Annotated in this window: 14 protein-coding genes; 1 reads left to right on the top strand and 13 read right to left on the bottom strand. The window is 36.2% G+C overall.

All coding sequences use genetic code 11. From position 1 onward, the window contains the following. Positions 1–488: 488 nt before the first annotated feature. The 10 genes from HMPREF3116_RS03905 to HMPREF3116_RS03865 form a co-directional block, all read right to left on the bottom strand. Complete coding sequence (locus tag HMPREF3116_RS03905) at positions 489–2,228, bottom strand: ABC transporter ATP-binding protein (protein ID WP_070467887.1); 1,740 nt, start codon at positions 2,226–2,228, stop codon at positions 489–491. Positions 2,229–2,231: 3 nt separating this feature from the next. Further along, a complete protein-coding gene (locus tag HMPREF3116_RS03900) occupies positions 2,232–3,941 on the bottom strand; it encodes an ABC transporter ATP-binding protein (protein ID WP_070467886.1) in 1,710 nt (569 codons plus the stop codon). A gap of 290 nt (positions 3,942–4,231) precedes the next feature. After that, positions 4,232–6,145 carry a PTS fructose transporter subunit IIABC gene (locus HMPREF3116_RS03895; RefSeq protein WP_070467885.1) on the bottom strand — a complete coding sequence of 638 codons (1,914 nt, stop codon included), beginning with the start codon at positions 6,143–6,145 and terminating at the stop codon, positions 4,232–4,234. Between the two features lie 30 nt (positions 6,146–6,175). Further along, positions 6,176–7,093, bottom strand: coding sequence for a 1-phosphofructokinase (gene pfkB, locus HMPREF3116_RS03890; RefSeq protein ID WP_070467884.1), 918 nt, complete (start codon positions 7,091–7,093; stop codon positions 6,176–6,178). Beyond that, positions 7,090–7,860 carry a DeoR/GlpR family DNA-binding transcription regulator gene (locus HMPREF3116_RS03885; protein WP_070467883.1) on the bottom strand — a complete coding sequence of 257 codons (771 nt, stop codon included), beginning with the start codon at positions 7,858–7,860 and terminating at the stop codon, positions 7,090–7,092. Before HMPREF3116_RS03885 ends, pfkB begins: the two co-directional genes overlap by 4 nt. 157 nt (positions 7,861–8,017) lie before the next feature. Next, complete coding sequence (locus tag HMPREF3116_RS03880; RefSeq protein WP_246819044.1) at positions 8,018–8,491, bottom strand: NUDIX hydrolase; 474 nt, start codon at positions 8,489–8,491, stop codon at positions 8,018–8,020. Positions 8,492–8,501: 10 nt separating this feature from the next. Then, positions 8,502–9,383 carry an NAD(P)H-hydrate dehydratase gene (locus tag HMPREF3116_RS03875; RefSeq protein WP_070467881.1) on the bottom strand — a complete coding sequence of 294 codons (882 nt, stop codon included), beginning with the start codon at positions 9,381–9,383 and terminating at the stop codon, positions 8,502–8,504. Positions 9,384–9,586: 203 nt separating this feature from the next. Continuing rightward, complete coding sequence (gene gdhA, locus HMPREF3116_RS03870) at positions 9,587–10,930, bottom strand: NADP-specific glutamate dehydrogenase (protein WP_070467880.1); 1,344 nt, start codon at positions 10,928–10,930, stop codon at positions 9,587–9,589. Between the two features lie 167 nt (positions 10,931–11,097). Next, complete coding sequence (locus HMPREF3116_RS08735) at positions 11,098–11,466, bottom strand: periplasmic substrate-binding domain-containing protein (protein WP_083272751.1); 369 nt, start codon at positions 11,464–11,466, stop codon at positions 11,098–11,100. A gap of 21 nt (positions 11,467–11,487) precedes the next feature. Beyond that, the gene (locus tag HMPREF3116_RS03865) at positions 11,488–12,618 is read right to left on the bottom strand and encodes a peptide ABC transporter substrate-binding protein (RefSeq protein ID WP_083272750.1); all 1,131 of its coding nucleotides are present in this window, start codon (positions 12,616–12,618) and stop codon (positions 11,488–11,490) included. Positions 12,619–13,038: 420 nt separating this feature from the next. Between HMPREF3116_RS03865 and nrdH the strand changes: the two genes are divergently transcribed. Further along, positions 13,039–13,260, top strand: coding sequence for a glutaredoxin-like protein NrdH (gene nrdH / locus HMPREF3116_RS03860; RefSeq protein ID WP_070467879.1), 222 nt, complete (start codon positions 13,039–13,041; stop codon positions 13,258–13,260). Positions 13,261–13,375: 115 nt separating this feature from the next. On the opposite strand, the gene HMPREF3116_RS03855 is transcribed toward nrdH, so the two are convergent. The 3 genes from HMPREF3116_RS03855 to trpX are packed head-to-tail and all read right to left on the bottom strand — an operon-like array spanning position 13,376 to position 16,134. After that, entirely contained in the window at positions 13,376–14,164 is a 789-nt protein-coding gene (locus HMPREF3116_RS03855; protein ID WP_070467878.1) for an ABC transporter ATP-binding protein, read from the bottom strand. Next, positions 14,161–15,054 carry an ABC transporter permease gene (locus tag HMPREF3116_RS03850; protein ID WP_070467877.1) on the bottom strand — a complete coding sequence of 298 codons (894 nt, stop codon included), beginning with the start codon at positions 15,052–15,054 and terminating at the stop codon, positions 14,161–14,163. The genes HMPREF3116_RS03855 and HMPREF3116_RS03850 overlap by 4 nt, the downstream gene beginning before the upstream one ends. 12 nt (positions 15,055–15,066) lie before the next feature. Then, positions 15,067–16,134: a tryptophan ABC transporter substrate-binding protein gene (trpX, locus tag HMPREF3116_RS03845; protein ID WP_070467876.1), complete on the bottom strand. Its 1,068-nt coding sequence runs from the start codon at positions 16,132–16,134 to the stop codon at positions 15,067–15,069. Positions 16,135–16,318 lie beyond the last annotated feature (184 nt).

Here is a 16,318-nt window from a genome sequence, read left to right as displayed (position 1 = left end):
TAAGGCAGAATGCTGCTATCTAGCTAAAAGTATGATTCAATACACCTAACGTTAAAGAAGATGAACCATAATTCACTATTGAGCCATTATGACCAGCTATATATTCGGCTTTCTTAGCAACAGTGATACGGTCATCTAGTTGAATAATCTTTCGTTCTTTTTGTTTCTACTTATTTGTAAATAATATTAACTGATCAATTTGTCCACCATTTAATTTATAGACTCTTAACTTAGCAATATTTTCAGCACCTCTTATAGACCATCCTAGGCGTCTTGAACTCAATCTGCTACTAAGATATGCCTAACGTGTCCCTCAGCACTACATGAAATATAACCAGGTCTATACTGATTTCTGAAAAAGATACCATCCAAAAACCATCAGATATTATCGGCATCGTGACTCAGCCCGATATTACCACCATTTTGAATTATTTATAGCAAAAGAAGCTAGAGAAATATTTTCCCTAGCTTCTTTATATGAGGTAAGCCTATTCTGCTTGGTGATCAAACTGCGATTGATATAAGTTATAATATTTACCTTTTTTCGCTAATAAAGTCTGATGGTTACCTTGCTCCAACACATGACCATCTTCCATATAGAGAATTTGGTCAGCATTTTCAATAGTCGATAAACGATGAGCTACGATAAATGTAGTATGGTTCTCCATCATCATATCAAATGTTTCTTGAATAGCCTTCTCTGTCATTGTATCGATAGAAGAAGTTGCCTCATCTAAGATCAACATATCCGGATCGGTTAACATGATCCGTGCTATACATATTAATTGTTGCTGTCCTTTTGAGATGTTACTGCCACTCTCGCTTAATTTAAATTGATAATCTTGGTCCATCTGCATGATCATGTCATGAATTTGTGCTTTTTTAGCCACTTCAATTACTTCTTCCAAGCTAGCTCCAGATTTACCATAGGCAATATTATCAAAAATTGTCCCTTCAAAAATCCAAGAGTCTTGTAAAACCATCCCAAATTTTTGTCTCAAATAACTGCGTTGCATATCTAAGGTGTTCACACCATCAATATAAATACCGCCTGACACTGGGTCATAGAAACGCATTAATATATTGATCAAGGTTGTCTTCCCTGCTCCAGTTGGGCCAACAACTGCTACTGTATCACCAGCATTTACATGAACATTTAAATCTTCTATCAATGGATGGTGACTGTCATAATGGAATGTTACATCCTTAAATGCTACAGTACCATCAATATTTGCTAGTTCCATTTGATCGCGGGATGGCGCTTCTTCCTCAGCACTCATTAATTCAAATACACGACTTGCAGCAGCTATAGATGTTTGCATTTCATTGATAATAGAAGAAATATCATTAAACGGCTTGTTGTATTGGTTAGCATAAGTTAGAAAAGAAGAGAATATACCTACACTTAACTGGCCACTTAGTACTGTAAATGCACCCACTGCACCGACAACAGCATAGACAATTGAGTTTAATACCCGAGATGTGGGGTTAATTAAAGCACCGTAAAATTGCGACCATAGGCCCGATTCATGTACTTTCCCATTAATATCAGTAAATTGATTGATCGCTTGGTCTTCAAAAGTAAGAGCGCGGACGATCATTTGTCCTTGAGCCATTTCATCTACGTAGCCACCTAATTCTCCACGTAAGTTTACTTGTTCCGTAAAGCGATGGTAGGTTTTACTAGCAATAAAATAGGATACAACAACGGAAATTGGCGTTAAAATGATAACGATTAATCCTATCTTTACATCTAAAGATAACATCATCGCAATAACACCAACAATTAAAATGACTCCTGAAAATAAGTTATTAAAACTTTGGAGTAAGCCATTACCAACTAAATCCACATCATTTATCACACGACTGACTAAATCACCTAATGAGTGATTATCTACATATGATAGGGGTAATTTTTGAATCTTATTAAATGCATCGCTATGTAAGTCAGCAATAATATGATAAGTTAATCGGTTAGACATCTTGTTTTGAAAGTATTGGGCTAAGGCAGCGATTAAAGCAAAAATCCCTAACCAAATGATGGCTTGCCACAAGGCTTGGTAGTTTACCTTGCCTAGACCAACAATTTCATTGATTGCTCGTCCAATCTGGATGGGTATCAGTACTTGAAAGACGACAGTAATCGTTGAAAATAAAAATAAACTAATTGTCGTCCATCGATATTGTTTGATATAGTTCATCAACCAAGAGAAAGTCGTTTTATCCATATCCTATTCCTCCTTCTCTTCTTGCATTTGCGAAGCAACGATAGCTTGATAAATCTCACTAGATACCAATAATTCCTCATGAGTTCCAATACCCGCGCTCCGGCCCTTATTCATGACTAAAATTTGATCAGCATGTTGCACTGAGGAAACGCGCTGTGAAATCATAATAATAGTCGTATCTAATTTGGCCAAGGCTTGCCGCAGTTTTGATTCTGTTCTAAAGTCTAATGCACTAGATGAATCGTCAAGAATTAAAACTTGTGGTTTACCAACTAACGCTCGTGCAATTGTTAAACGTTGTTTTTGACCACCTGAAAAGTTTTTACCGCCTTGTCGAACTGGCATATCTAAACCTAATGTATTTTGTTCAACGAATTCTTTAGCTTGTGCTATTTCTAACGCTTGCCATAGATCTTGATCAGTAATATCCTGTTTACCCATGAGTAAATTTTCTCTCAATGTGCCGGTAAATAGGGATGCTGATTGAGGGACCAAACCAATTTTTTGACGATAATTTCTTAGGTCTAAATCTTGTATCAACATATTATTAATCATTATTTTCCCCTGATTAACATCATCATTGCGTAATAACAAATTAACCAAAGTCGATTTTCCGGATGCCGTCCCTCCGATAATACCAAAGAAGGAACCAGGTTGAATATCCGCATTTATATCCTCTATAGTATTACGTTCACCATAGGCAAAAGAAACATTATCAAAGTGTATAGCAAGAGGTGTATGATCTAAAATTTGTTTATCACCACTTAAAATTTCTGGCTTAATTTCTAATACCTCATCAATTCGATGAATACCTGCAACGCCTCGACTAAATACCAATAAAATATTCACCAATACATTCAAAGCTAGCAAAATATTATTCATATATTGTATTAAGGCAACGACATCCCCTTGCATAAATTGACCGTTATTCACTAACCTTCCACCAAAGAATAGGATGAAGGCAATCGCTAAGTTTACTAACAACAAACTTGAAGGATTGGCCAAGGCTTGAACCCCTCCCATAGTTAATTGCTCAGCTCTAAGGATAATATTTTGTTTTTCAAAGCGATCAACTTCATGTTTTTCATTGGCAAAAGCGCGAATATCACGTATACCAGAAAAGTTTTCCCGTACAATTCGAGATAATTGATCCATTCGCCGTTGGATTTGTCCGTTTTGTTTATTGGTAAACATATTGATATACACTAAAATAACACCAATTATTAAGCCACCTATAATGAAAATAGGTGCTAAAGCCGGGCTAACATAGAAGGCCATGACAATAGATCCGATAAGTAATACGGGCACACGAGAACCTAGTCGAATCATTAAAGCAATCGCTAGTTGAAGGTTTTGTGTATCATTTTCAATTCTGACAACTACTGAAGAAGCTGTAATTTTATCCAATTGTTTTCTATCCATATGGTTTAATGTTTTGAACATCTCTAGGCGTACTTCTGTCCCAATATCTTGAGCAACCTTAGATGCTAAATATTGACATATTAATGCTGCAAAATAGCCTAATAGTGGTAAGACCACTAACAGCATACCTTGTCTCCTAATGACGGACTGATCATTTTGATTTATACCCATATTAATTAAAGTTGCCATGACAACAGGAACTAACAATTCTAATATTGCTTCTACTACCTTAGCGATAAAGGCTAAAAAAGCTACGCCTTTATTTTTAAGTATAATATCTTTAACCCGCATACATTCTCTCCTAACACCTTTTTTCATTCTAAAATATCATACCACTATTTTTTAAAAGTTGTCTTGATTCAATCTCAATAATTCTTATTAACCGTTCTTTATTTATGTAGATTTTTGATCAAATTGATAGGCTTCCTATAGACTAACTTAATCTTTTTACAAATTTTTTGAAATTTTGCATTTTTATACCTGTTTTTATGTTAAATCTACAATATTAATTTTTTAAATAAGAAAATGCACGAAACTGATTTTAATCAATTTCGTGCATTTGTTCTTTTATTCTCTTATCATTATCTTTCTTCTTCAGCAACTTCTTTTTTCCAGAAGCCTAAAACTAATGCTGAAATGAGTGAACCGATAATAACAGCTAAAATCAGTAGTAGCGGATGATTACCTAAAGCAACCATAGTGATAATACCACCGTGTGGTGCGGGTACATTAGTTGCCCAGAATTGTGTTAAACCACCGGCAACAGCAGCACCAATAACACTTGATGAAATTACCCGTAATGGATCAGCGGCAGCAAATGGAATAGCCCCTTCAGTAATAAAGGTTAGTCCCATAATAAAGTTAGTTAAAGCTGATTGTTTTTGTGTTTTTGTAAATTTATTTTTGAAAATGATGGAAGCTAAAGCAATTGCCAAAGGAGGAACCATACCACCAGCCATTACTGCAGCCATAAATTTACCGTCACCTGTATCCGTAAAGATACCAATAGAGAAAGCATAGGCAGCTTTATTGAATGGACCACCCATATCGATAGCCATCATACCACCTAATAAAGCACCTAATAATACTAGATTAGCAGTACCAAGACTTTCAAGGAAGTTTAACATACCCGTATTAATACCGGCAAAAATTGGTCCTAATATATAGAACATTATTATACCAGTGATAAGTAATGTTAGTACTGGGTAGAATAAGATAGTTCTTGTACCTGCTAATGATTTTGGTAAACCTTTTAGCAACTCAATTACTAATAGTGTTACATAACCAGCAAGGAAACCACCTACTAAACCACCTAAGAAACCAGCACCTGCTGTATTAGCCAAAGCCCCTGCTGAGAATCCTGCAACTAAGGCTGGTTGTCCACCGATAGATTTTGCAATGTTACCTGCTAATACTGGGATTAAGAAAGCAAAAGCTGCAGATCCTATACCATTAAATCCTAGGAAAAATGCTGATTCACTACCTGTAAATCGTTCAATTAGGAATGAAATAGCGATAATAATACCACCAGCAATTACGAATGGTAGCATTGCTGAGATACCGTTCATCAAATCTTTATATAGAGATTTAAAGTTAAAACGTCCAGATCCTGCGCCCTCTTCACTTGAAACCTCGTCCTCATCTTGACGATTCGTTGTATATACTGGAGCATCTCCAGATAGGGCTAGGTTTATTAATTCCTCTGTTTTATTAATACCATCTGCAACAGGGCGCTCTACGACCTTTTTACCTTTAAAGCGACCCATCGGAACATTTTTACTTACTGCGACTATGACACCGTCAGCACGTTCAATATCTTCCTTAGTTAAACCATGTTTGACGCCTTCAGAACCACGGGTTTCAACTTTAATCTGAACACCCATTTCTTGCGCTTTTTTCTTTAAGGCATCCTCTGCCATATATGTATGTGCAATTCCTGTTGGGCAGGCAGTTACAGCAACGATATATGGTTGTTTTTCATCAACTTCTGCTGCAGATACATCAGCAGAAGTTTCTTCTTCTTTATTTTCCGCCTCTAATTGTGCTTGGGCTAAATTCAAGACGCCTTTAATTGCTGCAGTATCTTGAGCACCCTTTAGGGCAGCGATAAAATCTTCGTTCATTAGTAATTTAGAAAGCTCAGCAAGTACTTGTAAGTGTGTATCTGCAGATCCGCCTTCAGCAGCAATCATAAAGAACAATTCAGCTGGTTGACCGTCTAAAGATTCAAAATCTAATCCACCTGGTTTTTTAGCAAAAACAACTGATGTCTTTTTAACTGATTCATTTTTAGCATGAGGCATCGCAATACCGTTACCTAAACCAGTACTCATTGTATCTTCACGTTTTTGGATATCTGCACGAAAACTATCAAAATCGGTTACTGCACCAGTATCTAGTAATTTTTGTGTCATTTCGTCTAAAATAGCAGCTTTACTATCTGCTTTCACGTCAAGAATCATCAAATCTTCACGTAAAATATCCGTAATTTTCATATCTATCTCCTTCATTTATGACTATATTGATTATTTATGTAAGAATGTAAGTCCAACAGCCCCGTTTAGACCGTCAATATCTTGCTTTTCAGCCAAATCTTCTTTAAAGGCTGTAGCACTCCCACTTTGTACCGCGAGCACGAAGGCTTGAGAAGCTGGCAAACCTTGTTGTAATCCAGCAATGAATCCAGCAATCATTGAATCACCAGACCCTACTGTATTGATTACTTGTCCTTTGGGTGCGTCTGCTTTCACAATACGTTCAGCATCAATAAACAATGCGCCATCTCCACCTAGAGATACAATGACATTTTCTGCACCCATTTCCTGTAACTTCTTACCGTACAACATAACATCTTCTAAAGAATGAATTTCAACACCGAATAAGTCTCCTAATTCATCTTGGTTAGGTTTTACTAATAGTGGTGACATTGGTAATGCTTCAATTAGTTCTTGGCTTGCAGTATCAAATATAAATGGTATGTCCCTTTCTTTCAATAATCTAATTAGGCTAAGATAGAAATCATCAGGTAACCCTTGTGCTTTACTTCCAGAAAGAACAATCAAATCTTCTGAAGTCATCGTTTGAATCTGTTGGCGTAACTGGTTAATCGCCGCTTCATCAATGATTGGACCTGCGCCATTTATTTCAGTTTCCTTAGATCCTTTTGTTTTTACATTGATACGGGTAGGACTAGAAATTTCAATAAATTGTGTCGAAGAGCCTTCTTTTTCTAACCATTCACGGATAAAATCTCCTGAAAAACCGCCTACAAAACCTAAAGCAATGTTTGGTACTTCAAATTGATTAAGTATACGAGATACATTTATCCCTTTTCCACCTGGTAACATTTGTTCACGCGTTGATCTATTTGTTTTGCCCAATTGAATCTCATCGATATACATTAGATAATCGATTGAGGGATTTAACGTTAATGTATAAATCAATTGTTAACCTCCTCTATTTCAAATACTTGAGTAAATTCTTCTTTTGCACTTCTAACTTTAAAGATATTCGTGATAATCTGGAAATTAGCATCTAGATTAACAGTAATTGGATAAGTTTTTTCAAACTTACTCTGATCAATCAATACATGTACATTAATACTTTGACTGCTAGCCTGCTCTTTCAAAAAAGCTTCTGCCTCATCTGTTGTTGTAAGACCATCATGCAAATCTATACCATTCATACCCAAAAAAACATGATGAAAATGATATTTACTTAATTGTTTGTGTGCACTTTGACCTACAATTGCTTGAGTATTAGCACGTAAAGTACCACCCAATAATTGAATATTTAGACCTTTACCCGCTGCGACCATCGCTTGATCAACACCATTGGTGACGATATTCAACTGCATTTCAGGGCTGATAAAATCAAGCATCAGTAACGATGTTGTCCCGGCATCTAGATAAATAGTTTCGCCGTTTTGAATCAGACTTACTGCATATTTGGCAATTAGTCTTTTTTCATTTGCGTTATCTAGTACTTTATCACTAAATCGTGGCTCATCTCCAATTACAGGATTCGTACTTTTTTTTAGTTTAGCACCACCATGAATCCGAACCAAAATCCCTTCATCTTCCATGCTATCTAGGTCCCGACGCAAAGTAGATTCACTTGCATTTGTCATTGCAACAAGAGTTTGCAAATCAACCATATGATGCTGTTTTAAGTAGTCTAAGATGATCGCCTTACGCTCTTCTAATAACACTTGTTTAGAACTCCTCTCACGAAAATATTCTGTAAGTTGATGCAAACGCTTACTCAATACCATAACTATTATACACGCAAAAACATCCAAAATCAATCATTTTCTGTCAATAAAAAAAGAACATCCAAAATGATGTTCTCTTTCTATCATAAAAATTTTACTCGAACCCTTCTTCTGAATAAAATGGTGGTCGTTCTAAATGTTGGATAGCCTGATACCTATTATTGATCATTTCATGAGCCATCGCAGGTAATGCATCCAAATTCACCCATTTTAAATCATCATGCTTATCTTTTTCCATGATTTTTGGTGTGCCAATAAATTTATCAGTCGTCAAAAAGATATTATAGTAAGTCGTTTCATCATCTAAGCGAAGATGCGTCATTCCTACAAATTCGATATCCTCCGCTTTTACAATGATGGATAACTCTTCATAAGCTTCTCTTACCATTGTTTGTCTGATTGTTTCTTGTTCTTCTACATGACCAGAAATACAATCCCACACATTTGGAAGCATTTCTGTTCGTCCTCTATGTTGCAAAAGTACCTGTTTTTTCCCATCTTGTACCCGAGTAAGAATTAAAATACCAGCTGAAGGGTTGGTGTAACGCGCCTTTTTACTTACCATCATTTCACACTTTCTATTTTATTTTGACTATTTCTTTCATTGCACGAGGGATTTCTTCGCTTAATCTACTTGGTAAAACAATATACTGATCCTCATAAAGTTTGTCACCAATATATGAGTGTAAGAATACTGCAAATTTAATAGCGTCATGACTTTCAGTTACCTGTCCAACCAATCCAGCAATCATACCAGCAAGTGTATCCCCCATACCACCGATTGCCATCCCCGGATTACCCAAAGTATTTTGCCAAATAATATTTTGATTAGGAAAATATATTTCTGTGGGTGCGCCCTTTAAAACAAGCGTAACGTTTTGTTGATCTACCCACGCTTGGACACTAACTTGGTCACCATTAGCTATTCTCCCATCAGTCAGCCGTCGCCATTCACCTATATGTGGCGTTAAAATAATTTGATGATGAATATTCGGTGATACTATTTCATGTACGGTAGCTTTATGTTTCAAATCGTACGCTAATAAATTTAGGGCGTCAGCATCCAGTATAATTTTCAGCTGTCTTTGTGATTGTTTCAAGAGACACTTTAAGTATAACCATAGACCTTTATTATCCATTCCAAAACCTGGACCTATCAGTATAACATCAGCCTTATCAATCATATTTTCAATAGCAGACTTATCCGTCCAATCAATGATCATCGCTTCTGGTAAAACGGTATGAATAGCTGGTAAGTTCACTTTATCTGTTGCAATAGTGGTTAATCCTGTACCGGAATTAACCACAGCCATTCCGGCCATTTGGGCAGCACCGCCCATCGCCTCATTTCCAGCAATGATCAATACATGTCCAAAAAGATTTTTATAAGCATCAGATGCACGCTCTGGTATCAGATGTTTTATTGCGGATAAATTTAAAGGTTTCTTTTCTTGCGCCATGAATCACCACTCCCTCTCATCCATTTTAACACCTCCTATGAAAAATACCTATCATTCACAAATTCATCCTAAATAGAAAAAAGGTGAGCCAAAAATCGTTTAGAATTGACGTACTGGACCAAAAGCCGATTATATAGCAAAAAGAGGCTGAGATATTTTTCCCAGCCTCTTTTCTTCGTATCATATGGTTGATATAATTTTAATTATATCAAGCCTTGAGATATCATCGCATCTGCTACTTTTTTAAAACCAGCAATATTTGCACCAGCGATTAAATTATCTTCTTTACCGTATGTACTTGCAGCTTCTTTTGACACACTAAAGATATTTTTCATGATGACTTGTAGCATGCCATCAACTTCTTCAAATGTCCAACTTTGACGTTGGCTATTTTGTGCCATTTCTAAGGCGGAAACAGCTACACCACCAGCATTTGCTGCTTTTGCTGGTCCAACGTAAACATCACTGCTTAGTAATGTTTCTGTTGCTGGCGCATCTAAAGGCATATTAGCACCCTCAGAAACGTATTGAATACCATTCCTAATCAACTGGTCAGCTTGAGGTTTTTTAATTTCATTCTGCGTTGCTGCTGGAATAGCTAAATCAGCTGCAATGTCATGATCCCAAACAGATCCCTCAAAGTAACTTGCCGTAGATTTTGCTTCAGCATAGGCCGTTAAACGTTCACGACGCACTTCTTTTACGTCACGTAAAAGATCAATATCAATACCAGTTTCATCAATGATATATCCAGTTGAATCAGATACTGAAATTACGATACCACCTAGTTCTTGTAATTTCTTAGCAGCATAAATAGCTACGTTTCCAGCACCAGAAATAATTGCTCGCTTACCTTCAATTGTTTCATTCTTAGCTTTCAACATTTCATTTAAGAAGTAAACAGCACCATATCCAGTGGCTTCTGTACGTGCTAATGAACCACCGTATAATAATGGTTTACCGGTTAAAACACCATTCTCAAAGCCACGTAATTTTTTATATTGACCGAATAAGAAACCGACTTCTCGTCCACCAACACCGATATCACCTGCAGGTATATCTTGGTCTGGGCCAATATATTTTTGTAATTCCGTCATGAAACTTTGACAGAATCTCATAATTTCATTGTCTGACTTACCTTTAGGATCAAAGTCAGATCCACCTTTACCACCACCGATTGGTTGTCCGGTAAGTGCATTTTTAAAGATTTGTTCAAAACCAAGGAATTTTAGGATACTTTGATTAACAGTAGGATGGAAACGAATCCCACCTTTATAAGGTCCAAGAGCTGAGTTAAATTGAACTCGATAACCAGTATTTACTTGTGCGTTTCCTTGATCATCTGTCCAAGGAACACGGAATGAAATGATTCTTTCTGGAATCGCTAGAATTTGTAGAATATTTTTTTCTACGTATTCAGGATGCTCTTCAATTACAGGCGCAACAGAATCTAGAAATTCATCTAAGACTTGGATAAATTCCGGCTCAGCCTCATATTGTTTGTGCCATTTTTCTTGAGTGACCTTAATATATTCTTGTGCATTCATGTTAATTCCTACTTTCTGTTCTTAATTATTACAATATAATGAGAACTGTCATTATTATATACAAAATGATCAGATAAGAAAAGTTTTTTTATGACAAAATGATAAACATGTTCACACAAATGTTTAGGTGCATCCCTTATCACGTTAGATTATCTATCATCATTCGTTTATTGTGTTTGAATATCTGCCCATCTAAAGTTAATATACGACTGTCCAGGACGATTAATATCTGTAACTTTAGGATTCTGTAATATTGCTTGATAAGACTGATAAACAGGAATTTGTACCGCATATTCATCCAAGCCTACTTGTTCTAATTGAATTAAAGTTTGCCATCTATTCTCTGGTTCAAGTGCTTGTGTACGACTCTGGTTAACTAATGCATCTAGGTCATCATAGTGATAGTTTCCACGTGTGATACTTGAATCAAATCGTTCCAGATAATTAATTGGATCACCGAAGTCAGCTTGCCAAAAAGTCACACCCAAGTCGTACTCACCTTTTGATAAGGCTGCAAAACGAGCTGATGATGGCATAGTATGAATAGTCACTTCAATTCAAGGAAGATGTTCTGTTAATTGAGATTGAATATATTCTGCAAATAACTGACTTTCTTCATCGTCGGCAGCAACCATATCCAAGGATAAAGTTTCTAAATTACTTTCAGCAAGGCCTTCTTCCCAATTTTCTTGAGCTTCTTTCAAGTCATAATCTGTTTCGATTATAGCATCATCCCTAAAATCAACAGCTGTATCCGGATTCCATGCTACTTCACGTGACACAAATCCGTTAGTTGCGATCGAACCATTCTGTAGTATGTTATCTACAAAAGCTTCACGGTCAATGGCTTGGTAAAGTGCTTGTCGAATATTCAAATTGTCCAATCCTGGCGTTTCGTGGTTGACTTCAATATAATTCGTTCGAGGCGTCGGATAGGTTTGGAAATCTTTATTACTTTGATTTTGAACTGCAAAATTACCGGTTAACTCTATCACATCTAATTCACCTGAATCATACAAGTTTAAAGCAGTTGCAGTTTCTGGAAGATATTGGAAATTTACAGTGTCAAGATGAACATTATCAGCATCCCAGTATTGTTCATTTTTCTCAAAGGTCCAGGTGTTACCACTAGCAGTATCCCAATTCGTTAACACAAAAGGACCATTATAAACTGCGCTATCACTTGTAGAGCCATATTGATCACCTGCTGCTTCAACTACCTCTTTGTTTTGGGGATAGTAGGCAGGTATAGTTAATAAATCAGTAAAATAAGTACTTGGGTTTTCTAAACTAATTTCTAGCGTATGATCATCTATCGCTCGAACACCTAAGTCATTTATTGCCATATCTCCTGCCATAATTTCACTGGCATTTTTAATAATACCATCAAACATATAAGCGTAAGGTGCACCCAGATTCGGATCAACCATCCGTCGCCAAGCGTAAACGTAATCTTCAGCTGTTACCGCATCTCCATTAGACCACTTTGCCGTTTCTTTTATCTTTATGGTATACACTAAACCATCTTCCGACACTTCTGGTACATTTTCTGCATCTGCAGCAATTAGCTGATTATCTAAATCATAAGTATATAAACCATTGTAAAAATTCATATTAGCAGTGATTGTAGCAATATTAGAGGCTGCAAAAGCCGTGTCTACAGATTGAATCTCATCCGTAGATTGCATATTTAACACCTTATCATTTAAAGTATTGGTATTACCACAAGCTGCTAACAGTATTGCAGTAGCTAAACCTAGAGCTGCTTTCTTTATTACTTTATTCCTCCCAAAAAAAACTGTTTCATTTCATTATTATACATTTGTCTATTTTATTTACAAAATATAAGTGACAAGACTTCAAATTTCTGATAAAGTTATATTTTGTGCGTTTGATAAATATACCTTACGAAGTACTATATTTGCACTAAAAAAATAAATATTATTTTTGCATTATGTAGAAAATTTGACACATCAAGCTTTTGAACCAGTCATAAAAGTCTGGACAAATAATTTCAGTTAAACAACTTGACTCTTGCTCATAAACTCTATATATTGTGCTTATAAGAAAACCCATAACAATATATGGAATTTTTAGGAGGAAATATAATGGTAACTGTATATACTAAACCAAATTGCATGCAATGCAATTTCACAAAAAAATATTTAACTGAAAAAGAAATTGATTTTCAAACGATCGATATAACAGAGTCTGAAGAAGCATTAGCGAAAGTTAAAGACATGGGCTTCCAAGCTGTTCCTGTAATTGTTGCGGAAAATGAAGAAGCTTTCTACGGTTTCCAACCGGACCGTTTGGCTAAATTAGCATAAGTTTGTTAATGACGCAACTTAAGTATATCTAAGTCGTTTTTATATAAAAAGAGCCATGAACAGGCACGCTGTCAATTTGACAAGCATTGTTCATGGCTCTTTATTTTTAAGTACTTTATCGTTCCATATAGTCTGATTCAGCCAAATCAGCCATCATTTGATATAAATCTCCAGCTGTTAACGCATCTTTTTCTGCCTTACTGAAATCTTTAATAATTTTGCCGTGATGTAATAAAATCATTCGATTGCCATATAACAAAGCATCTTGTAAATTATGTGTAATCATTAAAGCGGTTAAATTATGATCTTTCACTTGATCAGAAGAGATTTCTAAAATACGTTTAGAAGTCTTAGCATCTAAAGCAGCTGTGTGCTCATCTAATAATAGAATTTCTGGTCTTGTGAGGGTTGCCATCAATAACGCAATGGCTTGTCTTTGCCCACCAGAAAGGAGCCCTATTTCTGTATCCAAACGATTTTCTAAGCCCAGGTGTAGTTGACTCAACGCTTGTTGGAATTGCTTTCGGTTCTCCTCTTTAATAGCTAGTTTAAACCCTCTCTTTTGCCCACGTTTCAAAGCTAAGGAGAGATTTTCTTCAACAGTCATCCGTGGCGCTGTACCCATAGATTGGTTTTGAAAAACACGAGAAACTGATTTCGCACGCTCTTCCTCTGCAAGACGTGTAATATCTTTTCCATTTAACGTAATGTTACCTGAGTCTAGTAAAAAGGTGCCTGCAATTGCATTTAATAAGGTTGATTTTCCAGCACCATTTCCCCCGACAATTGTAATGAAATCCCCTTTTTCAACTTTAAGAGATAAGTCATCTAAAGCTGCGAAGGCATCTGGCGTTCGTTTATTAAATATTTTTCTAGCTTGATAAATCTCTAATAAAGTCGTCATGATTTAGTCACCTTTCTATATTCACGATAATCTGCTAGTCTGTTTTGGATAGTAGGAATGGCTAAACATAAAGCCACAATTATTGCTGAGAATAAACGGAAGTCATTTGCTTCAAAGTTCAACATTAACACGATTGTTAAAAGTAAACGATAGATTATTGAACCAATTAAAATTGTCATAAAACGAACTCCTAATTTAACATTACGGAATAAAACTTCTCCAATAATGATAGAAGCTAAGCCAATCACAACCGTACCAACTCCCATTTGAATATCTGCATATCCATTGTCTGTAGATACAATATATCCTGAGATTGCGATCAAACCATTTGCTAACATATAGCCCAACATTGTCATTTCAGAAGTTTCAATACCTAAAGACTTAGCCATTTGTATATTATCACCAGTCGCAATTAGCGCTTGACCCATTTCAGTTTTAAAGAAATAAGTTAATAAAAGGATGATCGTAGCAATAATCACTAAGCCAATCACAATAGTATCAACATTTCGTGGCAAGGATAAATTTGCAATAGCTGACTTTAATGTAGTGACTGTAGATAAAGACATATTAGCCTTACCCATGATTTTCAAGTTAATTGAATAAATACCTGTCATTGTAATGATTCCGGCTAACAAAGGATTTATACTGACACGTGTGACTAAAAATCCTGTAATCGCTCCCGCTGCCATACCAGCTAAAAAAGATATCAGTAGGGTTGTGAAAGGATCGATATTAAAGTAAAGCATTTGCGCACCAATCGCACCTCCAAGTACAAAAGAACCTTCAGTTGTCATATCAGGTGCATTTAAAATTCTAAACGTGATATAAATGCCCAGACCCATCACCGCCCAGATTGTTCCCTGAGAAATAGCACTAATCATCATATCCATTTTATCCCCTCCTTATTCACCAACTAATTCAGCATACGCTTCACTATTGACATCAATTGCATCACTAACGACTTCTTTTGGTAACTCAATACCTAAATCAGCTGCCTTTGTTGTATTAATATAAGTATCCGTTTTATCATTATAAATAATTGGATACGTTTCAGTATTTGCACCCTCAATCACATCAGCAACGACTGTTGCCGTATCTAACCCAAATTGATATTGATTAATGCCAACAGTCGCTAAACCACCATCAGCAACCATAGCATCAACTACAGGTATTATAGGAATGTCCTTTGCATCAGTTACCTGTATTAATGTATCCATGGCACTCGCGATTGTGTTGTCATTTGGCACCCAAATAGCATCTACCTGACCAGCCAATTGTTCAGCCACGGAAGCTAAATCATTGGTTGAGGTAATCGTTGCTTCAATAACTGTTAATCCTCTGCTTTCTGCTTCCGTTTTTGCGTCATTGACTGTTCTTGTAACGTTTGACTCAGATGAATTATATATAATACCTACACTCTCTATATCAGGTAAAATTTCCTGCATTAGATCAAACTGCTCTGCAACTGGCGCTGTATCTGTTACTCCAGTAATATTAGCACCAGGTTCTTCATCAGAAGCAATGAAACCATTATTAGAGGGATCTGATACTGCAGAAAGAATTACAGGGCGGTCTCCATTAGAAGCATTAGCTAAAGCTTGTGCAGCTGGAGTAGCAATACCAACTAAAATATCTGCATCTTCAGCTATAAAAGCATCAGAAATCATGGCTAAATCGGATTGATTTCCCTGACCATTTTGATAATCAATGGTGATGTTTTCACCTTCTACATAACCTCGCTCAGCCATACCATCATAAAACCCTTCTCTAATTTGATCTAATGATGGGTGTTGGATAAACTGCAATAAGCCAACAGTGATATCCTCTTCAGTAACTACTAATTGAGACTCACCTGCTTCTTTTGTGGGAATTTCTAATCCCTCTCTTTTAGCAATAAGCGTCGGCATTGCTAAATATAATGCAAAAAGTGCAACGACTAACCCCGAAGCAATACTTGAAATTTTCTTCATGTTTCTCCTCCTAATCTATACAAAAAAACGCCCCACTCTAAACTGTAGGACGTTAAGTTCCCACATAGTTGATTCTAGTAATCATTACTACATGTCTATGTGGGGGTTATTTTGAAAGGCTCAAATATGTTCTCCACATAAATACAGTCCAGAAAACTGAAGTTGTATCTATGCGCACTCGTGC

Origin of the sequence: Aerococcus sp. HMSC10H05, assembly GCF_001806975.1 — a bacterium.
Classification (GTDB): Bacteria; Bacillota; Bacilli; order Lactobacillales; family Aerococcaceae; genus Aerococcus; species Aerococcus viridans_B.
The sequence above is the reverse complement of the archived record's forward strand: the minus strand, read 5'-3'. Positions and strand labels throughout refer to the sequence as shown.